The sequence below is a fragment of the Salinibacterium sp. UTAS2018 genome (assembly GCF_004118935.1).
GTDB lineage: Bacteria > Actinomycetota > Actinomycetes > Actinomycetales > Microbacteriaceae > Rhodoglobus.
Map to the genome: position 1 here is coordinate 585,953 of NZ_CP035375.1, position 24,397 is coordinate 610,349.

The following is a 24,397-nucleotide window of genomic DNA, read 5'->3' on the forward strand; positions in this document are numbered from 1 at the left end:
CCCAGCCTACGGTATTCTATTCAGCGTTGTAGTCAGCCGAATTGGCGGAATGGTAGACGCGGAGCACTCAAAATGCTTTGTTCGAAAGGACGTGTGGGTTCGAGTCCCACATTCGGCACAACGACAGACGGGAAACCGGGAGCGGATCTGCTCCCGGTTTTTTCGTTAACGACTACAGCGGCACGAACTCGAAAGTTCGTGCCGCTGTTTGGCCGTTAGTAGCCTGCTGGCGCTACTTTGTGGCCCAAGCTGGTGCCTTTGCGTTGACGGCGTCGCCGATAACGTGAACGCGCAAGTCGTTGGTGGAGCCTGAGATTCCGGGAGGGGATCCTGAAATCACTACGACCTTGTCGCCTACTTCGGCGAGCTTCTCGCCGAGAAGCATTTCGTCGACCTGGCGATACATTTCATCAGTGTGAGTGACTCGGTCAACGATGAAGGACTCGATACCCCAAATCAGCGACATGCGACGTTGAATCTCTGGGCTAGGCGTGAACGCTTTCATTGGAATGCGGAAGCGCAAACGGGACATGCGACGAGCAGAGTCACCTGTCTCGGTGAAGACACACACAAACTTCGCTTCAACGAACGCAGCGACCTCTGCAGCGGCGAGAGTAATCGCCCCGCCCTGTGTCTTCGGCTTAGTGCCGAGTTCAGCAATGCGGTCGAGTCCGTGCTCTTCGGTCGACTCCACGATCTTCGCCATGGTCTGCACGGTGATGACGGGGTACTCCCCTACGCTGGTCTCTCCGCTGAGCATGACAGCGTCAGCACCATCGAGAATGGCGTTGGCGACGTCAGAGGTCTCGGCGCGGGTCGGCACGGGGCTTGAAATCATGGACTCAAGCATCTGAGTCGCGACGATCACTGGCTTCGCCATGCGACGAGCGAGCTCGACAGTGCGCTTCTGCACGATCGGCACAGCCTCAAGGGGAAGTTCCACGCCGAGGTCACCACGAGCAACCATGATCGCGTCGAACGCATCGATGATCGCTTCGAGGTGATCGACAGCCTGGGGCTTCTCGATCTTCGCGATAACAGGAACGCGACGACCCTCTTCATCCATAATTTCGTGGACGCGAACGATGTCCTCGGCGTTACGAACGAACGAGAGGGCGATCAGATCGGCGCCAAGTTTCAGGCCCCAACGGAGATCGTCTTCATCCTTTTCAGAAAGAGCGGGAACGTTGACGGCGACCCCGGGAAGGTTGATTCCCTTGTTATTCGACACGGCGCCAGCGACCACAACTTCGGTCGTGACGACGGTGTCAGTCGCGGAAACGACCTTGACTTTAACCTTGCCATCATCGATGAGCAAGAAGTCGCCGGCAGCAACGTCTTGCGGCAATCCCTTGAAGGTGGTGCCGCAAATCTCGCGGTTCCCTACGATGTCTTCGATCGTGATTTTGAAGATGTCGCCAACCGCGAGGTCATACGGACCATCTTCGAACTTACCGAGGCGAATCTTGGGACCTTGCAGGTCGACCATCACCGCTACCGGCTTGCCGGCATCCTGAGCGGCGCGACGCACGTTCGCGTACACCTCTTCGTGGACGGCGTAGCTTCCATGGCTGAGGTTCATACGAGCAACATCGACACCTGCATCGATGATTGCCCTGATGTTCTCGTAGCTCGACGTAGCCGGGCCGAGCGTCGCGACGATTTTAGCGCGTCTCATATCTTCCTTTGACGGGTTGTGGTGGTGGTAGTGGTGGTGGTGGAAATATTAAAGCGTCATGCCGCGATCGTCCGGGCGAACGGGGAACGGCAATTGCGTCTCCCCCTCAAGGTAGCGATCAACCGCGGATGCCGCAGCCCTACCTTCTGCGATTGCCCAGACAATGAGCGACTGGCCACGACCGGCGTCTCCGACGACGTACACGCCGGGGGTGCCGCTTTCGTAGTTTTCGTCGCGCGTGAGGTTGCCGCGAGCATCTGCCTCGAGCGGAAGCTGCTTATCGAGGGTGTCCGTTTCTGGACCAGTGAACCCAAGTGCGAGAAGAACGAGATCGGCGGGGATCTCGCGCTCGGAACCTGCCTTGGGAACACGACGACCATCAACAAACTCAGTCTCCGCGACGCGGATAGCCCGCACTTCGCCGACCGAGTTGGTCAGGAACTCGACAGTTGAGGCTAGGTACTGACGCTCGCCGCCCTCTTCGTGAGCGCTGGAGACCTCGAACAGCGTGGGAGTGAGTGGCCAGGGCTGGTGCTCAGGCCGTTCGCTCGGCGGCTGAACGCCGATGGCGAGGTTGGTAACCGACAGTGCGCCCTGACGGTGAGCGGTACCGATGCAGTCAGCACCGGTATCTCCACCACCGAGAACAACGACATGCTTGCCCTCAGCCGTGACCTGCTCGCTGACAGAGTCGCCTGCGACAGCGCGGTTGGATTGCACAAGGTACTCCATGGCGAAGTGAACGCCGAGCGCATCGCGACCGGGAATCGGCAAGTCGCGGGGTGCGGTAGCTCCCGTGGCGACGACGACAGCGTCATAGCGTGACCGAAGGTCATTCCATGAGATATCGACACCGATAGTGACGCCGGCGCGGAAACGTGTGCCCTCAGCCTGCATTTGGGCGAGGCGCGACTCGATGTGGCGCTTTTCCATTTTGAAGTCTGGGATGCCGTAGCGCAGCAGTCCGCCGATGCGGTCTTCACGTTCGAAGACAGCAACCGTGTGGCCGGCGCGAGTGAGCTGTTGAGCGGCAGCGAGGCCCGCGGGACCGGAACCGACCACGGCGACAGTCTTACCGGTCAATCGTCCGGGAGGATGGGGCGTGACGTTGCCATCGGCAAAGGCCTGATCAATGATCGACACTTCAATTTGCTTGATCGTGACCGCCGGCTGGTTGATTCCCAGTACGCAGGAGCTTTCACAGGGCGCCGGGCATAAACGCCCCGTGAACTCCGGAAAGTTGTTAGTCGCGTGGAGGCGCTCGATCGCTTCGGCGCTTTCGCCGCGGCGCATCAAGTCGTTCCACTCCGGGATTAGGTTGCCGAGGGGGCATCCCTGATGACAGAACGGAACTCCACAGTCCATACAGCGGCCAGCTTGCCGAGCCAACTGGCCCGACTCTTGCTGCTCATAAACCTCTTTATAATCCATCAGTCGAAGACTGACGGGGCGCCGCTTCGGAAGCTCGCGCTCTTGGACCTTCAGGAAACCTTTGGGATCAGCCACCGGTAACCTCCCTAATTCGTGCCCAGGTAACGTCCCCGTCGGGGTCGAGTCCCTCAGCTAATGCAGTCTCTCGAGTCTGGATGACGGCCGCGTAATCACGAGGCGTAACCTTCGTGAACTGGGCTGCCGTGGCATCCATATCGGCCAGCATGCCTTCGGCAACTACTGACCCGGTCTCTTCGAGATGACGTTCGAGGAGATCCTTGACGATTTCGATATCCGCGCCACCAAGGCCGCTCAATATCAACTCCCCCGAACTCAGGGAGTCACCATTGACGCGCTCTTCGCGGAGCTGGTGAATGTAGGCGGTTCCGCCCGACATTCCAGCTCCGAGGTTGCGCCCGGTGGCGCCCAGAATCAGGACCAGGCCACCTGTCATGTATTCGAGCGCGTGGTCACCCACTCCTTCAGCTACTGCGGTAGCACCCGAGTTTCGCACCATGAAACGCTCACCGACCTTGCCGCGGATGAAGATGCTTCCGCTGGTCGCGCCGTAGCCGATCACGTTTCCGGCGATCACGTTCTTCTCCGCAGCGAAGACGCTGGTGAGGTCAGGACGCACGACAACCGATCCGCCCGACAGTCCCTTACCGACATAGTCATTGCTGTCGCCGTAGAGCTTGATCGATATCCCCGCGGGAACGAACGCGGCCAACGACTGTCCTGCCGAACCGTGCAGCGTGATTGAGATCGTGTCTGTGGGCAACCCGTGTTCGCCATGACGGCGCGTTACTTCGTGACCAAGCATTGTTCCGACGGCACGGTCAGTGTTACGAACGTGCAGATCGATTTCAACAGACTCTTTATTTTCTAAGGCCGCTTGACTCAATTGAATGAGCTGCTGGTCGAAGTGCTCGGCGAGTTCGTGATCCTGCTCAACCGCATGGGTGCGGGGTTCCGAGTCGCTGAACTCAGGACCGTCGAACACCGGCGACAAATCGAGGCCGTCTGTCTTCCAATGCGAAACCGCACGGTTGACATCGAGAAGCTCGCTTCGCCCGATTGCTTCTTCTAGCGTGCGGAAACCCAGCTCAGCAAGGTACTCGCGAACTTCCTGAGCCAAGAACTCGAAGAAGTTGACCACGAATTCGGGCTTACCGGTGAAGCGTTCCCGCAACTCAGGATTCTGAGTAGCGACACCAACGGGGCACGTGTCGAGGTGACAGACGCGCATCAGAATGCACCCCGAGACGACAAGAGGAGCCGTAGCGAAGCCATACTCTTCAGCGCCAAGCAGGGCGCCGATGATGACATCGCGACCAGTCTTCATCTGACCGTCTACCTGAACCACGACGCGGTCGCGCATGCCGTTGAGCATGAGTGTCTGCTGGGTCTCAGCCAAGCCGATTTCCCACGGGGTGCCCGCATGCTTGAGCGAGTTCAACGGACTCGCACCGGTACCGCCATCGTGGCCGGAGACGAGCACGACGTCCGCCTTGGCCTTCGTGACACCGGCAGCGACCGCGCCAATGCCCTTCTGGCTCACGAGCTTCACGTGAACACGCGCCGAGGGATTCGAGCGCTTGAGGTCGAAGATCAGCTGTTTGAGGTCTTCAATCGAGTAAATGTCGTGGTGGGGTGGCGGCGAAATTAGACCGACGCCGGGAGTGCCATGGCGCGTTCGAGCGATCCAGGGGTAAACCTTGCCTGCGGGCAGCTGCCCGCCTTCGCCCGGCTTTGCGCCCTGAGCCATCTTGATTTGGATGTCGTCAGCGTGCGTCAAATACATGCTCGTGACGCCGAAACGGCCTGAGGCCACCTGCTTGATGGCACTGCGACGTGTCGGGTCGAGAAGGCGGTCGACATCTTCACCGCCCTCACCCGTGTTGGACCGCGCGCCGAGCTGGTTCATCGCAATAGCCAGCGTCTCGTGAGCTTCCTTGCTGATCGAGCCGTAACTCATCGCACCGGTGCTGAAACGCTTGACGATGCTGGACACTGGCTCAACCTCGTCAATCGCGATGGGCGTTCGCTCATCCTTCTTGAACTTAAAGAGGCCGCGCAGAGTCATCAGGTTCTCCGCCTGCTCATCTACCTTCGAGGTGTACTCCCGGAAGATGTCATAGCGGCGGTTACGCGTAGCGTGCTGCAGCTTGAATACAGTCTCAGGGTTGAAGAGATGCGGTGGTCCTTCACGACGCCACTGGTACTCGCCGCCCGTGTTGAGGCGCTCGTGGACCGTCGGCGCACGATCCTCGGGGTACGCAGCAATGTGACGCTCAGCATTTTCGCGAGCAATGACATCGAGCCCGATACCACCGAGGATGCTCTTAGTGCCAGTGAAGTACTGGTCGACGAAGGCCTGCGAAAGACCGACAGCTTCAAAAGCCTGGGCGCCAGCATAGGAGCTCACTACGGAGATGCCCATCTTGGACATGATCTTCAACACGCCCTTACCGAGCGCCGTGATGAGGTTGCGAACGGCCTTTTCAGGCGTGAGTCCCGTAATGGTGCCGTTGCGGACGAGTTCTTCCGCAGACTCCATTGCGAGGTACGGGTTTATCGCGGAAGCGCCGTAGCCGACGAGAAGCGCGACGTGGTGAACCTCACGCACGTCACCAGCCTCGACGATCATTCCGACCTTCATACGCTCCTGCTGGCGGATGAGGTGGTGGTGCACGGTCGCGAGCATGAGCAATGACGGAATCGGAGCGAGGTCCTTGTTCGAGTCACGGTCCGAGAGAACAATGAACTCGGCACCAGCGGCGATCGCAGCGTCCGCTTCGGCGCACATCTCAGCCAGACGGGATTCCATCGCCGACGGGCCAGCATCAACGCGGTACAGCCCCTTGATCGTCGTCGAAAGGCGACTTCCCGGGTGCGGTTCGATGTGTTGAATCTTGGCGAGTTCGTCGTTGTCGATTACGGGGAATGGCAGCGCGACTTGCTTGGCGTGCTCCGGCGTGGCGTTCAGCAGGTTGCGCTGCGGACCAATGCCCAGCGCCATCGATGTAACGACGGCTTCTCGAATCGAGTCGAGCGGCGGATTCGTCACTTGCGCGAACTGCTGCGTGAAGTAGTCGAAGAGCAGCCGCGGCCGCTGTGAGAGCACAGCAATCGGAGTATCCGATCCCATGGCGCCCAACGGCTCGGCGCCCAGTCGCGACATGGGCTCGATGAGGATGCGCACTTCTTCCTCGGTGTAACCGAACGTGCGCTGACGACGAGTGACCGACGCGGGGGTGTGCACGATGTGCTCACGCTCAGGAAGCTCTTCCAAAGCGATTCGACCGCTCTCGAGCCACTCGGCCCACGGCTGCGACGCAGCGAGTTCTGCCTTGATCTCGTCGTCTTCGATCAGACGACCAGCGGCGGTGTCGACAAGGAACATTTTGCCGGGGCGCAAACGGCCCTTACGAACAACCTTCGTCGGCTCGACGTCGAAGACGCCGATCTCGCTCGCGAGAACAACGAGACCATCATCCGTCACCAAGTAGCGACCTGGGCGAAGTCCGTTGCGGTCCAAGGTGGCACCAACAAGAGAACCATCCGTGAAGACGAGGGCCGCCGGGCCATCCCAAGGCTCCATGAGCATCGAGTGATACTCATAGAATGCGCGACGACGCGGGTCGGTGTCGGTCTGGTTCTCGTAGGCCTCAGGAACCATCATCATCATGGTGTGCGGCAACGAACGGCCAGCCAAGCTGAGAAGCTCGACAACCTCATCGAACGAAGCCGAGTCGCTGGCACCCGGAGTGTTGACCGGAAGAATGTCCTTGATGTCACCGAAGACTGCGGACTCGAGCTGAGACTGGCGGGCGCGCATCCAGTTGCGGTTGCCCTGCACGGTGTTGATTTCACCGTTGTGAGCCACCATGCGGAAAGGCTGCGCAAGCGGCCAGGACGGGAAGGTATTTGTGGAGTACCGCGAGTGCACAAGCGCAAGCTTGGACGCAAAACGCTCGTCAGAAAGGTCAGGGTAGAACGGCTCAAGCTGAAGCGTCGTGACCATTCCCTTATAGGTAATCGTGCGGCACGACAACGAGGGGAAGTACACGTGAAGTTCGCGCTCGGCGCGCTTGCGCAGACGATAAGTCTGGCGATCGAGGTGAATGCCACGAAGCGTGCCCTTGAGGTCGACGCGCTTCGACTGGAGGAAAAGCTGCTCGAATGCCGGCATGGCGCCGCGAGCCAGCGAGCCAAGCTCTCCCGGCTGGATCGGAACGTCGCGCCAGCCAAGTACGGTGAGATCTTCTTCTTCAGCGAGCTTCTCGATGCCCTCTTTGACCTCGGCGCGAGCCGCGCTGTCGAGGGGCAAGAATGCAATACCCGCGGCGTAACGGCCCTCAGTGGGCAGCTCGAACTCGACGACGGCGCGAAAGAACGCATCCGGAATCTGAAGCATGATGCCCGCACCGTCACCGGTACCAGCGTCAGAGCCTACGGCTCCACGGTGCTCGAGATTACGCAGCGCCTCGAGGGCGGTGGCGATAATATCGTGCCCGGGAGTGCCGCGAAGCGTCGCCACCATGGCGAGCCCACAGGCATCTTTCTCGTTGGTTGGGTCATACATCCCCTGTGCTGCGGGGATAGAACCAAAGCGTTCAAAGGGTGGGGTAACAGCCATGCCGTACCGTCCTCACGTATTACTGGTGCGGAGAGGGACTTCTATGGCCCAGAGATAATTTTCAGCGCCTGATTCAGGCCTGAGGGGGTGCGACCGCTTGTGGCGGACTATTTCGAAGCAATGACGGGAGCGGACTCCTCGACAGCGTTGACGACAATGTCATGCTCGGAATAACGATCTTCGGAGTTTACAACACCATCGGCAGACCACGTGTGACCATCGACGTAGGCCGTCTTCTCGACACCCACATGACGACGCGACTGGATGATGAAGAGAACGATACCGAGAGCAACCGTCAGCAGTGCGCCCCAAACGTTCACGCGCAACCCAAGAATCACTTCACTGGGGTCAATGCGAATCGACTCGAACCAGACGCGGCCTATGCCGTACCAGATCATGTAGAGGGCCCAGACCTTGCCCCACTGCAAGCGGACCGGACCAGTCGGCGCAAAGACTGGGACCGTAAGACCAAGAACGTGCTTCTTGACGAAGCCGTACTGGCGCTCCATAGTGAGCAAGAATACGATGCCCACGACGTTCCAGATCATTTCGTAGAGGAACGTCGGGTGGAACAGCGTGTCGACCGGAAGGCCGACGGGGATGGCTGAATTGCCGGCATCGATCTGTAGACCCCACGGCAGCGCTGTCGGCTGGCCAAAGAGCTCTTGGTTGAAGTAGTTGCCGAGGCGACCGATGGCCTGTGCCAGAAGCATGGCGGGAGCCAGAGCATCCGCAAAACTCCAGAATCGGATGCCCGTCATGCGAGCACCAATGTACGCGCCGACCGCACCGCCAATGAGCGAACCGAAGATGGCGTTGCCGCCGTTCCAGATACGAATGACTTCCCAAGGGTCTGCACCCTCGTAGAAGTAGTCACCGGGGTGAGTAACTACGTGGTAAAGACGTGCGCCCACGAGACCGAGCGGCACCGCCCAAATGATGATGTCGATGACAATCCCCGGCTCGGCACCGTGACGCGCCAACCGGCGTTCCGTGAGCATCGTCGCGGCGATGATGCCAAGCAGAATGCAGATGGCGTACGTGTGGATCTGGACTGCTTGACCGAAGTCGAGCCCGATAGCACTGAACCACTGATCAAACGGGATCGTAACAAGTGTCGACCACGAGTCAGGTGGGCTCGGGATACTGAGGGGCACTAATGACAAGGAGGTCACCTTTCTGGACTGCGACTAAGCAAGAGTACCGGTCGCAAGTGATGCTGCAGTCTTTGCGACAGCTTCCACCCCACCGGTCGACAACGCACTAACAAACACTGACCCGACGATCGCGCCGTCGGCATACGTCAAGACCTCGCGCACCTGTTCGGCGGTCGAGATGCCCAGGCCGACACAGGCGCTGGTGGAACCGGCGTCGCGCAAACGTGCCACCAAGGTCTTCGCCGCAGCATCCACGTCGGAGCGTGCGCCCGTAATGCCCATCGTCGATACGGCGTACACAAATCCGCTGCTCATTTCGACCGCGCGAGCGAGTCGAGCATCGCTTGACGATGGGGCCGCGAGGAACACACGGTCGAGACCAGTGCGCTCGGATGCAGCGATCCAATCAGCGGCTTCGTCGCTGACGAGGTCGGGCGTGATAATTCCGGCACCGCCGGCGGCCTTGAGCTCATCGGCAAAGCGATCAACTCCGTACTGCATGATCGGGTTCCAGTAGCTCATGAGAACAACCGGTGCCGCCACGCGCGACGTAATTTCGCGAACCGCGTCAAAGCCGTCCTGAAGACGGAAGCCATTCGATAGCGCGGTCTGCGTTGCCTTCTGGATGGCAGGTCCATCCATAACGGGATCTGAGTACGGCAGGCCGAGTTCAATAACGTCGACACCATTCTCAGCCATTGCTACGGCTGCTTCGATGCTCTCAGCTACCGTAGGAAAACCGACAGGCAGGTACCCGATGAGCGCGCCGCCGCGTTCCGCGTTGGCGCGGGCAATGGCCGCTTCTACTGCGCTCACAATTACTCCCCCGCCTGTGCGGCTTCGGACGAGTCGAGCAGCTCGAAATATTCCGCTGCCGTTTCCATGTCCTTATCGCCGCGGCCGCTGAGGTTCACGAGGATGACCGACTCCGGGCCGAGTTCCTTGCCGAGTTTAATTGCTCCCGCCAATGCGTGCGCAGACTCGATGGCGGGAATGATTCCCTCGGTGCGGCTCAACAGACGCAGCGCATCCATCGCTTCAGCATCCGTGATCGGTTCATAGTTGGCACGCCCGATGTCTTTGAGCCACGAGTGTTCGGGGCCGACGCCGGGATAATCTAAGCCAGCCGAGATCGAATGCGATTCAACCGTCTGGCCTTCATCGTCCTGCAACATGTAGCTGCGTGCACCGTGCAAAACGCCGGGGCGACCGCGCGTGAGCGTAGCGGCGTGGCGCTCAGTCAAATGCCCCTCGCCAGCGGCCTCATACCCATAAAGCGCAACATCAGCATCGTCGAGGAACGCATGGAAAATACCCATGGCGTTGCTGCCGCCGCCCACACAGGCAACGACGGCCGTGGGCAGTGAACCAGTGAGCGCGAGAACTTGCTTACGTGCCTCATCGCCAATGACGCGGTGAAAATCGCGAACCATGACCGGGAACGGGTGGGGACCGGCAACGGTGCCCATGAGGTAGTGAGTGTCGTCAACGTTGGCGACCCAATCGCGCAGGCCCTCGTTGATCGCATCTTTCAGCGTGCGAGAGCCGGCGGTGACGGGAACAACTTCGGCCCCCAGAAGGCGCATACGCGCAACGTTCAGGGCCTGACGCTCAGTGTCGACCTCGCCCATGTATACGACACACGACATCCCGAAGAGTGCCGCAGCCGTCGCCGTGGCGACACCGTGCTGACCGGCACCGGTCTCAGCGATCAGGCGCGTCTTGCCCAAACGACGGGCAAGGAGCGCTTGCCCCAATACGTTGTTGATCTTGTGCGATCCCGTGTGGTTGAGGTCTTCGCGCTTGAGAATTATGCGGGCACCGCCGGCGTGCTCCGCAAAGCGCGGTACCTCAGTAATGATCGAAGGACGCCCGGTGTAGCTCGCGTGGAGTTCAGCAAGCTCCGCTGCAAACTCAGGGTCGTTCTTGGCTTCGTTATAGGCGGCATCCAATTCATCGAGTGCAGCGATGAGCGATTCTGGAACGAATCGCCCGCCGAACTCGCCGAAGTAGGGGCCCAGTTCATCTTTCAGCATTAGCAGTCCAAAAAGTCTTGCAAAGTCGCGATCGGGTCGCCAGTGACGAGCGCTTCTCCCACGAGGACAACATCAGCGCCCGCGTTACGATAATGCGCAACATCTGCGGCAGTTTTCACCGCCGACTCTGCGATGCGGATCACTCCGCTGGGAATCTGGTCGGCAAGCTCGCCGAACAGATTTTGGTCAAGTTCGAAGGTGCTCAGGTTGCGAGCATTGACGCCGACAAGGCCGGCTCCTACATCGAGAGCTCGCGAAACTTCTTCGGCTGAGTGTGTTTCAACCAGCGGCGTCATGCCGAGTTGCACGATGAGGTTGTACAGCGTAGCCAACGTCTGCTGGTCGAGAGCCGCGACGATCAGGAGGACCAAGTCGGCTCCTGCCGCCCGAGCCTCGAACACTTGATATGGCTCTGCAATGAAGTCCTTGCGCAATACGGGCAACCGTACGACCGACTTCACCGTAACCAGATCCTCAAGCGAACCGCCAAAGCGACGCTGTTCAGTGAGAACGCTGATCGCGCTCGCTCCCCCGGTTTGATACGAAATGGCGAGCGACGCAGGATCGCTGATCTCGGCGAGAGCCCCGCGTGAGGGACTCGAGCGCTTGATCTCAGCGATGATGTGGACGCGCTCACGAGGAGACAGCGCCTCAAGAGCATCAAGAGCGGGAGCAGCATCAGCTGCGGCGCGCTCTACGACGGCGAGACTGACAGACTCACGACGGACGGCGGCGTCTTCACGAGCGCCGTCAACTAAATCGGAGAGCACTCTAGCTGTGGGTCGTGGGGGTGAGCTTGTCGCCACCCACGCCATAGCCGAGACGCTTGAGCACCTGGCCGACGATCAACCCCACGACTACGAGACCGGCCGACGCGAAGACAAGCCACGCGACGTTGAACCAGAATGCGAGTGTTCCGATGGAGAAGGCGACCAACATGATCACTACAGCGGTCCATGCCGCCGGGGAGTTTCCGTGGCCGGGGTCATTATCAGTACTCATCAGGCTCCATCCTTTGCTGATCTTAAATTGTAGCGGGAGTAAGCCGCCTGGCGTTGCCAATCAGCGCTCTGTCGGGTCGATTCCACGACTTTGCGCATCCCACTGCGACGCGGGGTCATCCGCGACAACGGCGGTTGCTCGTTCGTACTTCTTCGTGGCCGTGGGCCACCGGTGAGCTGAGATCGTTGCAAGCAACCCCACGACGATGATCAGTGCCCCCGCGATGAGAGCGGTGTATGACCACATGCTGCCTTCGACCATGACAATCAGTGCGCGAACAGAATCGATACCGCTGATGCCCGTGGACTGGGTTACCAATTCGGATGAGGAGAGGGCCGGGTCGGCGAGGGTGGACTGACTCACGACCACAATGGCCACACCAACGGCTGCCGCCACGGCACCAAGAATCCGGCGCACAAGCACGGAAGCGATACTGAGGGCTGCAACGAGAGCAAAGACGGAGAGCGCGAGGGCAGCAAGCGCACCGGCCGCGTCGCTGCCGAGCACCTCGACCGCGACGTCATCCGGGAGCGTAATGGTGAACCACCGCTGGGTCCAGGTGAGCATCACGAGAGCCGCGAGAACCACAAGCCCGGCGAGGACTACTGAGCGAGACCGCTTGCCGCTCATGAACTCAACTGAGTCATTGCGTTGGCAACCGCGACAGCGCGCAACGGCGCTGCAGCCTTGTTCTGCGCTTCTTGGTGCTCTGCGGCCGGATCTGAATCCGCGACAAGACCGGCGCCAGCCTGCACACGAGCCACACCGTCGACAATCGTGACCGTACGGATAGCGATCGCGAGGTCGGCGTCGCCAGCGAAGTCGAAGTACCCCACAACTCCGCCATAAACACCGCGTTGGGCCGGTTCGAGCTCATCGATAATTTCAAGCGCGCGGGGCTTAGGTGCGCCCGATAGCGTGCCAGCAGGGAATGTCGCGCGGAAGACATCTACCGCGGTTGCGTCCGCGCGCAGGTCGCCCTCGACAGACGACACAAGGTGCATGATGTGGCTAAAGCGTTCGACCTGCATGAACTCAGTGACGGCGACAGTGCCCGGCGTGCAGACCTTCAGGAGGTCGTTACGGGCGAGGTCGACAAGCATCAGGTGCTCGGCGCGCTCTTTCGTGTCGGCGAGCAGTTCTTCGGCGAGTTCAAGGTCATGCTCGGTGTCGCTGCCGCGGGGACGCGAACCAGCGATGGGGTGCATGTGCACGCGCTTCTGGCTTACTTTGACGAGCGCCTCGGGGCTCGCTCCCACGATCGAGTACGGTCGCCCATCGAGGTCGACGAGCGACAACAGATACATGTATGGCGAGGGGTTCAAGGTGCGCAATACGCGATACACGTCAAGCGGTGACGCCGAAACTTCGTGGTCAAAGCGCTGAGATATGACTACCTGGAATACATCGCCGTCGCGAATGAACTCTTTCGATTTCTCGATGGCGGTCTCGTATTCCGCGGGAGTAGTGCGAGGTGACGGCTGCGGTTCGATTTCGATGTCTACATCGGCAAGGAAGGCTTCCGTCGGCTGAGCGAGACCGGTTTGGAGGGAGTCGAGTCGCGATTGCGTCTCGTGCCACATCTCATCCGGGGTTTGGTGTCCGTCGTTGAGCGCCGTCGAGATGAGTAGGACGGTGCCGAAACGATGATCGAGCACCACGAGGTCGGAGACGAAGCTGAGCGCTTGGCTCGGAACCTCAAAATCAGCGGGTGGGGCATCGGGAAGGTTCTCCAGTTCGCGGACCGCTTCCCAACCGATGAAACCGACGAGGCCGCCGGTGAGCGGAGGGTGGCCCTCAACGCGAGGCGTCTTCCAACGCTCGTTGAGATGAGCGAGCGCATCGAGGGGAGCAGTCGGACAGTCGTCGCCCAGAATCCGCTCGCGCGGCATCCCGTAGTCAATCCACTCGACACCGTGGTCGTGTTGCGTGAGCACGCCGAAGCTTGCAACACCGACGAAGGAGAAGCGAGCCCAAATGCCGCCCTGACCGGCCGACTCGAGCAAAAAGGTGCCCGGATTTGCTTTCGCTAGCTTGCGGTAAACGCCAACCGGAGTCTCACCATCAGCGAAGAGCTGACGGATGACCGGCACGACGCGGTGTCCGGCAGCAACGAGCTGATCGAACTCTTCGCGAGTAGTGGTGCTATTCATCAGAGAATCCTTGGCGGGGAACGAGCGGATCAACTTCGAAACAGGAATGAGCGCCGGTGTGGCATGCGGGGCCCACCTGCTCAACGCCCACGAGCAGCGCATCGCGGTCGCAGTCCAGTGCCGCCGTGCGCACGTACTGGCGGTGCCCGCTGGTGTCGCCCTTGCGCCAGAGTTCTTGGCGGCTGCGGCTGTAGAAGGTGACTCGCCCCTCGGTAAGGGTGCGCGTGAGCGCTTCCGCGTTCATGTAACCCAACATGAGCACCTCTTTGGTGTCCCACTGCTGGATAATCGCCGGCAGCAAGCCATCGGGCGCGAACTGAGCGCGTTCCAGCACATCGTTCACGGTCTCGAGAGTGATTTCATCGCTCATCGTGTCACCAATCCATGACTTTTCAGTGAAGCTTTGACATCGCCAACCGTCAGCTGACGGCTGTGGAAAACGGATGCGGCAAGGACCGCATCCGCACCCGCATCAATTGCCGGAGCGAAGTGTTCGACCTTTCCGGCACCACCGCTGGCGATTACCGGGACTGTGGCGAATTCACTAATCGCGGAGACGAGTTCGAGGTCGAACCCTTCCTTCGTGCCGTCAGCATCGATCGAGTTGACGAGCAGCTCCCCTGCGCCACGCTCCATGGCTTCACGGGCCCATTCGAGAGCGTCGCGGTCAGTCTCGGTGCGGCCGCCGTGGGTGGTGACGATCCAACCGTCTCCGCGCCGCTTGATGTCGAGGCTGAGCACGAGAACCTGAGCGCCGAAGCGGTGCGCAATATCGTCGATGAGCTCCGGGCGCGCAAGGGCAGCGCTGTTGACGCCCACTTTGTCGGCGCCGTGAGCAAGAAGCTTTGAGACGTCGTCGGGCTGGCGAACTCCACCACCAACCGTCAGGGGAATGAAGATTTGCTCGGCGGCCGAACGCACCACCTCGTACATGGTGGCGCGTCCCTCAACCGTTGCCGTTACATCGAGAAAGGTAACCTCGTCGGCACCCTGCTCGTAGTACAGACGCGCTAGGGATACCGGGTCTCCAGCATCACGCAGATCTTTGAAGTTCACGCCCTTGACGACGCGACCGTCGGCGACATCGAGACACGGAATAACCCGCACAGCGACCGTCACGTTAGATCCTCGCTGCGTGAATCGCGCTGACCAGAATGGCCCGTGCGCCGACGGCATGCAGTTCGTCCATCACCTGGTTGGTATCAACCCGGCGCACCATGGAACGCACAGCGACCCAGGCGGGGTCTTGGAGAGGCGAAACTGTGGGGCTTTCGATACCCGGCGTGACCTTCGTGGCCGCCTCGAGCAACGTCACCGGAACGTCGTAATCGATCAGCACGTACTGGCGGGCAACGAGAACTCCCTGCAGGCGACGTTGAAGCGTCGCGCCGCCCTCTACATCTTTGCCCGAACTGATCAGAACGGCGGTCGAATCGAGGATGACGGGACCGAAGATTTCGAGGCCCTGCGCCCGGAGCGTGGAACCGGTCGACACCACGTCGGCCACGGCATCCGCTACTCCGAGACGGATCGCTGATTCCACCGCACCATCGAGGCTGACGAGCTCGGCCGTGACACCGTTGCGCTCAAGGAATGCTCCAACCAGACCGGCATAACTGGTAGCGACGCGCACGCCGTTAAGGTCGGAAAGTTCGCTGAACCGCCCAGGTTCCCCCGCGAAGCGGAACGTAGAGTCGCCAAAATTAAGGCTGGCGATTTCGGTCGCCGGCGATCCCGAATCCAACAGCAGGTCTCGGCCTGTGATACCAACGTCGAGGGCTCCGGAGCCCACGTAGGTGGCAATGTCGCGGGGGCGAAGGTAGAAGAACTCCACGCCGTTGCGGTCATCACGAACGTTCAAGGCGCGCGGATCGCGTCGCCCCGTGTAGCCCGCTTCGTAGAGCATTTCGGAAGCGATCTCACTCAGTGAACCCTTGTTGGGCACTGCAACTCTTAACATGTCAGCTCTCAGTCAGTTGGTGCGAAAAGTGGTCGTTGGCGCATCAAAGATGTCGCCATACGTCCTCAGGGCTGAGCCCTTTCGCAACCATCAGAACCTGAAGATGGTAAATAAGTTGGGAGATTTCGTCTGCGGTTTCTTCGTCCGATTGGTACTCGGCTGCCATCCACACTTCGGCAGCCTCTTCCACAATCTTCTTGCCGATCGAATGCACTCCGGCATCCCACAGGGCAACCGAACCAGAGTCGGCCGGACGTTCTACCGCTTTGCGGCTTAGCTCAGCAAAAAGTGCGTCGAAGTCTTTCACACGTCAAGGGTACCGCCCCGGAGGGCGGTCCCTTGCCGCATGACTCGAACGAGGTGTGACTAGTTCGTGCCGAGCAGGTCGATCACGAAGGTCAAGGTACGCCCCGAGAGCTGGTGACCAGCACCGGCGGGACCGTACGCGAGGTGAGGCGGGCAGATGAGCTGGCGGCGGCCACCAACCTTCATACCGGGAATTCCCTCTTGCCAACCGCTGATGAGCGCCATCAGCGGGAAGTTTATGGATTCGCCGCGGCTCCACGAGGAGTCGAACTCTTCGAGGGTCTCAAAGTCGACGCCCAAGTAGTGCACGTCAACCGTGGAACCAGCAGTTGCCTCCGCGCCGGTTCCCTCTTCAATGTCAATGATGACGAGCTCAGTGGGCGCGGGGCCCTCGTAGAACTCGACCTCTGGCTTAGTTTTTGCTGAATCAGTCATTCGACTAGTCAACCAGATGGCTCCGGATGCGCGCCCCAGCCGCCCTCAGAATCTGGCTGTGTTCGCTGTGGGCAACACGCAGGGTGCGCGGCAGTCGGCGCTGGCATCCGCCTGACATCCCCCCGGAGAAGACTCAGTGTTCAGCAGAACCCTCGTCTGAGGGCTAGTGAGCGTGTCGGTGCGCGCGAGCCTTCTCGCGCAGTTCGTCGACTCGTAACGAAGGGTCGTCGCCGCGGTAGACCGCAGAACCGGCAACGAACGTGTCTGCTCCAGCCGCAGCTGCGATCTCGATCGTGTGCTCATCGACTCCGCCGTCGACCTGAAGCCAGACATCGAGCCCACGCTTATCGACGAGTTGCCGAAGTTGAGTGAGCTTCGGCATCGTCGCCTCCATGAAGCTCTGGCCGCCAAAACCCGGCTCGACGGTCATCACGAGAACCTGGTCGAATTCCTCGAGTAGTTCGAGATACGGCTCGATCGGCGTACCGGGCTTAACCGCGATTCCAGCTCGCGCACCTTTCGCCCGCAACGTGCGCGCAAGGCCCACGGCATCCGCCGCCGCTTCAGCATGAAAAGTAACGCCGTACGCACCCAGGTCTGCGTAGTCGGGAGCCCAACGATCCGGATCGGTGATCATCAAGTGCACATCAAGCGGGACCGTGGACACCTGCTGGATGCGCTCCGTCATCTGAAGACCGAACGTCAAGTTGGGGACGAAGTGGTTGTCCATGATGTCGACGTGAACAAGGTCAGCATTCGAGATCTTTGCGATATCGCGCTCAAGATTCACGAAATCCGCGGCCAGAATGCTGGGGTTGATTCGAACGGACATAAGCGAAACCTCTCTAGGCGTCAGCTTTGACGAGCAGCTGAATGAACATGGCGTCAGTTCCGTGACGGTGTGGCCACAGCTGAACGTGGGTTGCTTCCGGCAGATCGAGCTGTGCTTTCGAAAAGCTCTGCACGACTGCGGGAGTGTCCATCTTGGTTACTCCCTCGACCTTGCGCAACACTGAGCCGACGATCGCCTTGGTTTCCGCGGCGTGCGGTGAGCACGTGACGTATGCCAGCACCCCACCCGGCTTCAACGCTTTCAATGCCGATGTCAATAGGGCAGTTTGGAGCGCTCCAAGCTGGGCCACATCGCCTGGTTGCTTGCGCCACCGCGCCTCCGGCCGACGACGAAGCGCGCCAAGCCCCGTGCACGGCGCATCGAGCAGGATGCGATCAAATTGGGCAGGGTATTCCTCGCCAAGTTCTACGCCATCTTTTTCCCACACCTCGGGTGGTGCTTCGAAGACGGCCAGAGCGTTGCGGACGAGCTTCGCACGAGCGGGTACAAGTTCGTTCGCGGTAAGCGTCGCGCCACCCTGCAGTGCTTCAGCGGCGAGCAGCGCCGCTTTACCGCCGGGGCCTGCACACATGTCGAGCCACGACTCCCCCGCCGCGATGGGACGAACACGGCTGAGCGCCAGTGCTGCGATCTGCGAACCCTCATCTTGCACGCGGGCGCGGCCGGAAGCGATGGCCGTGTTCTTGGCCGGATCACCTTCGCGAAGAGCACCGCCAATCGGCGAGTACTCGGAGGGTGTCACATCGATGTCCTCAGCCTCAGAGAACCCCGGCAGCGCCACGACCGAGACGCGGGCAGGCACATTGTCAGCCGCCAAGAGTCCCTCAAGTTCAGCCTCACGGCCCTCGGCGACAAGCACCTGCCGGAACGCGCGAGTGACCCACAACGGATGCGAGTACGCCAGCGCCAGGGCTTCTTCGCCGGTGCCTGCTGCGGCGATCACGCGCTCGCGCCAGGTCTCGGCATCATGCTTGGTGATGGCACGCAACACTGCATTGACGAACCCAACGGCTGAACGAGAGCCAATGGTCTTCGCCAAGCGCACCGACTCATCGACGGCTGCATGCGAAGGGACACGCATCGACAGCAGCTGGTGAGTCGCGAGCCGCAATACATCGAGCACTGGTGGATCGATCTTCGAGACCGCTCGGCCAGCGGCCTGGGCGATAACGGCGTCGTAGTACCCCTGCATGCGCAGCGTGCCGTAGGTCAGCTCGGTGGCAAGTCCGGCATCTGCGCCCGAGAGTTTGGCGCGTTCGAGATGCACGGGAAGGAGTAGGTTGGCGTAGGCATCGGACTCGCGCACCGCCATGATGACATCGAGCGCGACTCGACGGGCTGACTGTGCGTAGCTCACGAAGCCACCACCTCTGATTCTGAATTCAGGCCGCGCCACCAGGCTGCGGCATCCATTGCTTTGCGTCCCTCGGGATGGACCCGGAGAAGTTCTAGGGGATCGGTCGCTGTGCCGACCAAGACTTTTTTACCGGCAAATTCGAAGTGGCCCGGAGCGAGCGAGGGGGTGTCGCGCGCAATGGCGGCCTCAAGCACCTTGAGGCGGCTGCCCTCAATTGAGGTCGATGCACCGGGCTCGGGCGTGACGCCGCGGATGAGGTTATGGACTGTCTGCGCTGATTCAGCCCAGTCGATACGACCGTCGTCGAGCGCGAGCTTCGGCGCCAAGGTCACTTCACCGACCTGCGGTTCGGCATGAGCTGTTCCGGCAGCAAGCGAGTCGACGACCTGTGACAGCAGCGTGGCGCCGGACAGCGACAATTGCTGAAGTAAGGAGCCCGCGGTCTGCTGAGCGCCAATTGGCTCGGTCATCGTGGCAAAAATGTCGCCCGCGTCGAGCTGCTCGACGAGTTGGAAGACTGTCGCGCCTGCCACAGTATCCCCGGCCATAATCGCGCGTTGCACGGGGGCAGCTCCACGCCACTGCGGTAACAAAGAAAAATGAAGGTTGATCCAGCCGAGGCGAGGAATCGTGAGGACGTTCGCAGGCACCAGACCGCCGTAGGCCACGATCACACCGAGATCAACCTGAAGATCATCAATGGCGGATGCCGCAGCCGCGTCGAGCCGGTTGGCTCGAATAACGCTCACCCCAGCTTCTTGAGCCCGCGCCGCCACCGGCGTTGGCGTCATCACGCGGCGTCGTCCCTGGGGTGAATCGGTGCGCGTGAGTACTCCAGCAACGTCGTGCTCGGAGTTCAGCAAGGCCTCGAGACTGGGGACAGCTACCTCGGGGCTACCGGCAAAAAGGAGTCGCAAGGAAGTCATCCGACAATTGTCTCGCGAATTTGGGCAAATGCGCGCACTCGAAGATTAGAGGTCGACAAAGGGCTCCAAATCGTCGAGGTGAACACGCAAGCCCGGTGGCGGTTGTTGCGCTCGAGGTGTGCCGGGTTTGCGACTACTGCGCGCCACGGTCGTTGCCGTGACCACGAGCGCCTTGAGTTGTTCGGCGACAGCGGCGCCGTCTTTGTAGTCAAATCGAACAATGGTGCGCACCAGACCACCGGGCAGATCAACCGGACCGAGAACATCGAGCGGCGCTACGGGCAGCTGCCTGATCGCATCGTCGATGAGTGCGACCTTGCCGGTGAGGGTCGCCACCCGCACTGCGGGCGGAAAGCGAAGTTCGCGACGGTCCGCGAGTTCGGTCAGGGCGAAATCTTCTTGGCGCCACGTCACGAGCGCGGTGGCGAGCGCGCCACCGACTCCCACGATCACTGTGGGGGCGCCATCTGCTGCCAAGGCGATCGCGTTTGACCACCACCGGAGACAGTCTTCAGCCACGCGAAGGCTCTCGCGTGCCAGCATTCCGGCGCCATCAAGCAGCAGCACCGCCCGGTAGCCGCCTTCGGCCACGGGCTCAGCGCCCCGGGTGGCAATCACGAGCGAGGGCTCGTTGGCGACCGTCAGCACTTGATGATCGCCGTCGGCGACGATGACGCGATAGCCCGGGAATGCCCGACCCAACTCGTCAGCGGTACGGGCGCTTCCCGATCCGACCATCCGTAGTTTCACACCATCGCACTCGCGGCACCGCCATTTCACGGCGAGGGCGCCGCACCAGACACAACTAGGGGTTGCGGATGCAGAACGCTGCGCCAGCGGCCCGGCGCAAGTCGTGCAGCGAGCCGTTTGGGCGCAATCCGCGCACGCGAGACGCGGTGCGTAGCCGGGACGCGCCACCTGCACGAGAACCGGCCCCTCGTCGAGACCAGCCCGCGCGGCCTTCCACGCCGCCGAGGGAATGCGTGCAATCGCCGCCAGACGATCCTGGCTGACCTGGTTTGCGGAGGGAATTACTTTCGGCGGACGAAGCCCTCCAGGGTTGAGAGCAACCAACCAGCCGACTTCGACGAGCCGCTGCACTTCGGTGCTGCGGGAATGGCTAAGAAAGACCAGCGCGCACCGCTGTTGCTCTTGGCGCAGCAACGCGGCATCACGCGTGTGAATATACGGCGAGAGATTTTCGCTGTAGAGCGAATCACCGTCATCCCACACCACGATGAGCCCGAGGTTGGCTGCTGGCGCATACACCGCCGAGCGATTGCCGATGATCACATAGGCCGTGTTGTCGTGAGTACGGAGAAAGTTCCCGTAGCGTTTTTGAACGCTCTGACGAGCATCCAGTCTCAACACTCGGTCAGCAGGCAGCAGAGCCGCCGCGGCCGCTTCAAGCTGCTCTTGATCGCGGAAGTCCGGCGTCGCGAGGATCGTCGTGGTTCCTTGGAAAAGCGCGTGGGCCGCCAGCTCTACCATCGTGACCGCCCAACGACCGACCCACACTCCCGGGGCCACCTCAGTGACGCCGGTGGGTGCGGAGAGCGCCGCACGCTTGCGCTGCGTGACGAGAGTATCGATGGCACCCTCGTCGAAGAACGCCACTGGGCCCGGCTTCACCAGTGACGCGAACGTGGTGGTGGCGGGATCAGGCAGGGTTTTCTCGGCGCGCGCGTGGCGTTTCGGGATGCCCAGCCTTAAGACGTCTGCCGCGTTGCCGGCGGCGCGATCGGCAGCCGTGCGCGCAAGCGTCCAAACTTCGGGCGAGAGCACCGGGAACGGTGAAATGACGGAGTCGAGTTCACTCAGTTTTCCGGCGTAATCCACGGTGTCGGTGAGCTCGACAATCCAGCCCTCAACGAGGCGCCCGAGCGTTCTGAGCGGCGCTTTGACGCGCACGCCCGCCTTAGCCTCGGCACGAAGCTTCTCGGGGATCGCGTAGTCAAAGAGCCTGTCTAACTGGGGCAGAGGCGAATCAATGAGCACCCGAGCGATGGATGCGTCAGTCATCGCTACAGGCCGGCCGCCTGGCGAAGTGCGTCGACGCGGTCGAGGCGCTCCCAGGTGAACTCGGGAAGCTCGCGACCGAAGTGGCCATAGGTGGCCGTCTTAGCGTAGATGGGACGCAACAGGTCGAGATCACGAATGATCGCCCCGGGGCGCAGGTCAAATACTTCGTGAATCGCGCCAAGGAGTACCTCATCGGAGACATGCCCCGTACCGAAGGTTTCCACGTAAAGGCTGACAGGAGCCGCGCGACCGATTGCATACGCAATCTGCACTTCGACGCGGTCGGCAAGGCCTGCCGCCACCGCATTTTTGGCGACCCAGCGCATCGCGTAGGTTGCTGAGCGATCGACTTTAGAGGGGTCTTTTCCGCTGAACGCTCCCCCGCCGTGCCGAGAAGCGCCACCGTAAGTGTCGACGATAACCTTGCGGCCGGTGACACCGGCATCGCCCTGAGGGCCACCGATTTCGAAGCGGCCGCTGGGGTTCACAATCGCCTGCAGGTTCGAGAGATCGAGGCCCGAACTTTCGGCGATGGGGCGAACCACCAACTCTTCAATCTCCTGACGCAGCTGCGCGGTTGAGACAGAGGGTGAATGCTGCGTGGACAGCACCACAGTCTCAATACTGCGGGGCACGGAACCCTCGTAGCCGACGGTCACCTGAGTTTTGCCATCGGGGCGCAGATAGTCGACAAGGCCTTCTTTGCGCACTTCGGCCAGCCGCTCTGCCATGCGGTGCGCAAACCAGATCGGGGCGGGCATCAGCTGCGGGGTCTCGTTAGTGGCGTAACCGAACATGACACCCTGGTCACCGGCCCCCAGCACATCCAGAGCGTCTTGTGAATGCTCTTCACGAGCTTCGAGAGCTCGGTCAACGCCCTGCGCAATATCCGGAGACTGAGCACCGATCGAGATCGAGACGCCACATGAACGACCATCGAAGCCGACGGCCGAGGAGTTGTACCCGATCTCTGAAATGCGATCGCGCACGATAGCGGGAATGTCGGCATAGCCGGTGGTGGTGACCTCGCCGGCAACGTGAACGAGACCGGTTGTCACGAGCGTCTCGACGGCGACGCGCGCGTTCGGGTCTTCTCGAAGCAGCGCATCCAGAATGCCGTCGCTGATCTGGTCACAAATCTTATCGGGGTGACCCTCGGTAACGGACTCCGAGGTGAAGGTGCGCAGGGGCGAAGTCATAAGCCGTCTCCGGTAGTGATGAATGGATGTCAGCGGGCTGCGAACACAAGATCCAGAATGCGGTGAGCCACCGACAACTTGCTTCCGCTTGCCTCGCCCACTCTATCGCCGCCGCCGTTGATGACGATGACAGTGTTACTGTCTGTGGCGAATCCCTCGGTCCAACCGACTCGGTTGATCACGAGGTAGTCGCAGCCCTTGCGGGATACTTTGCTCCGGCCCAATTCGAGCAGCGCAGCGTCGTCTGGTTCGGTCTCCGCGGCGAAGCCCACGATCGTCTGCTCGCGCGGCCGGGCGTTCGAGAGACCCCGGAGGATGTCGGGGTTCTCTTCCAAGCGCAGTTCAAGCGTGCTGGTGTCGCTGCGCTTCTTGATCTTGGATTGCGCTGTCTCGGCCGGGCGGTAGTCAGCAACCGCCGCGGCCATAATCACGAGATCGGCAGATGTTGCCTCAGCCGTCACCGCAGTCTGCAGTTCAAGCGTTGTTCCCACCTGCACACAACGCACTCCCGACGGCAGCGGAACTTCGAGGTTCGCGGCAATCAGCGTGACGTCGGCGCCGCGAGACGCCGCAGCCATCGCCAGAGCAACGCCCTGTTTACCGCTCGAACGATTACCAATGAAGCGCACCGGATCGAGGGGCTCGCGCGTGCCCCCTGCCGTGACGAGCACGGAGCGGCCCGCGAGATCGCGAGTGGCGGCCGCAGCGTCGAGCACAGCGGCGACAATGTCGCTCGGCTCAGACATCCGGCCAGGTCCATTGTCAGAACCGGTGAGTTGCCCGGATTCGGGGCCGATGATGTGGATGCCACGAGAGCGAAGTGTCTCGACGTTGGCTACCGTGGCAGCGTTCTGCCACATCTCCGTGTGCATCGCCGGAGCGACGAGCACGGGAGCAGTGCTGGCAAGGATGGTGTTGCCGAGAAAATCGTTGGCTTGGCCGGTGGCGATCTTCGCGATCGTGTTGGCCGTCGCGGGTGCAACAACAATGACGTCTGCCGCTTGACCGACAGCGACGTGCCGAACCTCGTCCACGCCCTCGTAGAGGTCGGTGTGGACCGGGTTGCGACTGATCGCCTCAAGAGTGGGTAGCCCCACAAACTTGAGGGCGTTGCTTGTGGCCACGACATGAACGTCGTGGCCAGCAAGCACAAGCTCGCGCACAACAGAGACTGCTTTATAAGCAGCTATTCCGCCAGAAATTCCGACGACAACGTTGAGCGCGGTCACCGAGGAACGTT

General features: G+C 61.1%; 21 protein-coding genes and 1 tRNA gene. 1 reads left to right on the forward strand and 21 read right to left on the reverse strand.

Annotated elements, in window-relative coordinates:
- Positions 1-35 precede the first annotated feature (35 nt).
- Positions 36-118 (forward strand) — tRNA-Leu (locus tag ESZ53_RS02805).
- A gap of 114 nt (positions 119-232) precedes the next feature.
- Here ESZ53_RS02805 and pyk read toward each other — a convergent pair.
- The 21 genes from pyk to coaBC all read right to left on the reverse strand — a co-directional run bounded on the left by pyk (position 233) and on the right by coaBC (position 24,386).
- Positions 233-1,678: a pyruvate kinase gene (gene pyk, locus ESZ53_RS02810; protein WP_129071444.1), complete on the reverse strand. Its 1,446-nt coding sequence runs from the start codon at positions 1,676-1,678 to the stop codon at positions 233-235.
- 48 nt (positions 1,679-1,726) lie between these two features.
- Positions 1,727-3,184, reverse strand: a complete 1,458-nt coding sequence (locus ESZ53_RS02815; RefSeq protein ID WP_129071445.1) for a glutamate synthase subunit beta — start codon at positions 3,182-3,184, stop codon at positions 1,727-1,729.
- Entirely contained in the window at positions 3,177-7,751 is a 4,575-nt protein-coding gene (gene gltB / locus ESZ53_RS02820; protein ID WP_129071446.1) for a glutamate synthase large subunit, read from the reverse strand. The genes ESZ53_RS02815 and gltB overlap by 8 nt, the downstream gene beginning before the upstream one ends.
- Positions 7,752-7,858: 107 nt before the next feature.
- Positions 7,859-8,908 carry a prolipoprotein diacylglyceryl transferase gene (gene lgt, locus ESZ53_RS02825; protein WP_210403859.1) on the reverse strand — a complete coding sequence of 350 codons (1,050 nt, stop codon included), beginning with the start codon at positions 8,906-8,908 and terminating at the stop codon, positions 7,859-7,861.
- 33 nt (positions 8,909-8,941) lie between these two features.
- Positions 8,942-9,727, reverse strand: coding sequence for a tryptophan synthase subunit alpha (trpA, locus tag ESZ53_RS02830; protein WP_210403860.1), 786 nt, complete (start codon positions 9,725-9,727; stop codon positions 8,942-8,944).
- On the reverse strand, positions 9,727-10,944 hold the full coding sequence (gene trpB / locus ESZ53_RS02835; protein WP_129071448.1) for a tryptophan synthase subunit beta: 1,218 nt from the start codon (positions 10,942-10,944) through the stop codon (positions 9,727-9,729). The genes trpA and trpB overlap by 1 nt, the downstream gene beginning before the upstream one ends.
- Positions 10,944-11,714, reverse strand: coding sequence for an indole-3-glycerol phosphate synthase TrpC (gene trpC / locus ESZ53_RS02840; RefSeq protein WP_129071449.1), 771 nt, complete (start codon positions 11,712-11,714; stop codon positions 10,944-10,946). The genes trpB and trpC overlap by 1 nt, the downstream gene beginning before the upstream one ends.
- 1 nt (position 11,715) lies before the next feature.
- Positions 11,716-11,946 carry a DUF6704 family protein gene (locus ESZ53_RS02845; RefSeq protein ID WP_129071450.1) on the reverse strand — a complete coding sequence of 77 codons (231 nt, stop codon included), beginning with the start codon at positions 11,944-11,946 and terminating at the stop codon, positions 11,716-11,718.
- A 60-nt stretch (positions 11,947-12,006) separates the two neighbouring features.
- Positions 12,007-12,576: a Trp biosynthesis-associated membrane protein gene (locus ESZ53_RS02850; RefSeq protein WP_129071451.1), complete on the reverse strand. Its 570-nt coding sequence runs from the start codon at positions 12,574-12,576 to the stop codon at positions 12,007-12,009.
- The gene (locus ESZ53_RS02855) at positions 12,573-14,099 is read right to left on the reverse strand and encodes an anthranilate synthase component I (protein WP_129071452.1); all 1,527 of its coding nucleotides are present in this window, start codon (positions 14,097-14,099) and stop codon (positions 12,573-12,575) included. The genes ESZ53_RS02850 and ESZ53_RS02855 overlap by 4 nt, the downstream gene beginning before the upstream one ends.
- Positions 14,092-14,469 carry a phosphoribosyl-AMP cyclohydrolase gene (gene hisI, locus ESZ53_RS02860; protein ID WP_197132137.1) on the reverse strand — a complete coding sequence of 126 codons (378 nt, stop codon included), beginning with the start codon at positions 14,467-14,469 and terminating at the stop codon, positions 14,092-14,094. The genes ESZ53_RS02855 and hisI overlap by 8 nt, the downstream gene beginning before the upstream one ends.
- Positions 14,466-15,218 (reverse strand): imidazole glycerol phosphate synthase subunit HisF, encoded by a 753-nt coding sequence (gene hisF, locus ESZ53_RS02865; protein WP_129071453.1) that lies wholly within the window; start codon positions 15,216-15,218, stop codon positions 14,466-14,468. Before hisF ends, hisI begins: the two co-directional genes overlap by 4 nt.
- A 1-nt stretch (position 15,219) precedes the next feature.
- Positions 15,220-16,059 carry an ATP phosphoribosyltransferase gene (gene hisG / locus ESZ53_RS02870; protein WP_129071454.1) on the reverse strand — a complete coding sequence of 280 codons (840 nt, stop codon included), beginning with the start codon at positions 16,057-16,059 and terminating at the stop codon, positions 15,220-15,222.
- 43 nt (positions 16,060-16,102) lie between these two features.
- Entirely contained in the window at positions 16,103-16,366 is a 264-nt protein-coding gene (locus ESZ53_RS02875; protein ID WP_100388946.1) for a phosphoribosyl-ATP diphosphatase, read from the reverse strand.
- 59 nt (positions 16,367-16,425) lie between these two features.
- Positions 16,426-16,800, reverse strand: a complete 375-nt coding sequence (locus ESZ53_RS02880; RefSeq protein ID WP_129071455.1) for an FKBP-type peptidyl-prolyl cis-trans isomerase — start codon at positions 16,798-16,800, stop codon at positions 16,426-16,428.
- A 163-nt stretch (positions 16,801-16,963) separates the two neighbouring features.
- Positions 16,964-17,632 (reverse strand): ribulose-phosphate 3-epimerase, encoded by a 669-nt coding sequence (rpe, locus tag ESZ53_RS02885; RefSeq protein WP_129071456.1) that lies wholly within the window; start codon positions 17,630-17,632, stop codon positions 16,964-16,966.
- 13 nt (positions 17,633-17,645) lie between these two features.
- Positions 17,646-19,010, reverse strand: a complete 1,365-nt coding sequence (locus ESZ53_RS02890) for an RsmB/NOP family class I SAM-dependent RNA methyltransferase (RefSeq protein WP_129071457.1) — start codon at positions 19,008-19,010, stop codon at positions 17,646-17,648.
- Positions 19,007-19,927 (reverse strand): methionyl-tRNA formyltransferase, encoded by a 921-nt coding sequence (gene fmt / locus ESZ53_RS02895; RefSeq protein WP_129073472.1) that lies wholly within the window; start codon positions 19,925-19,927, stop codon positions 19,007-19,009. The genes ESZ53_RS02890 and fmt overlap by 4 nt, the downstream gene beginning before the upstream one ends.
- Before the next feature lie 54 nt (positions 19,928-19,981).
- Positions 19,982-21,958: a primosomal protein N' gene (locus ESZ53_RS02900; RefSeq protein WP_129071458.1), complete on the reverse strand. Its 1,977-nt coding sequence runs from the start codon at positions 21,956-21,958 to the stop codon at positions 19,982-19,984.
- 2 nt (positions 21,959-21,960) lie between these two features.
- Complete coding sequence (gene metK / locus ESZ53_RS02905) at positions 21,961-23,157, reverse strand: methionine adenosyltransferase (RefSeq protein ID WP_129071459.1); 1,197 nt, start codon at positions 23,155-23,157, stop codon at positions 21,961-21,963.
- 29 nt (positions 23,158-23,186) lie between these two features.
- Positions 23,187-24,386 (reverse strand): bifunctional phosphopantothenoylcysteine decarboxylase/phosphopantothenate--cysteine ligase CoaBC, encoded by a 1,200-nt coding sequence (coaBC, locus tag ESZ53_RS02910; RefSeq protein ID WP_129071460.1) that lies wholly within the window; start codon positions 24,384-24,386, stop codon positions 23,187-23,189.
- Between the last annotated feature and the right edge of the window lie 11 nt (positions 24,387-24,397).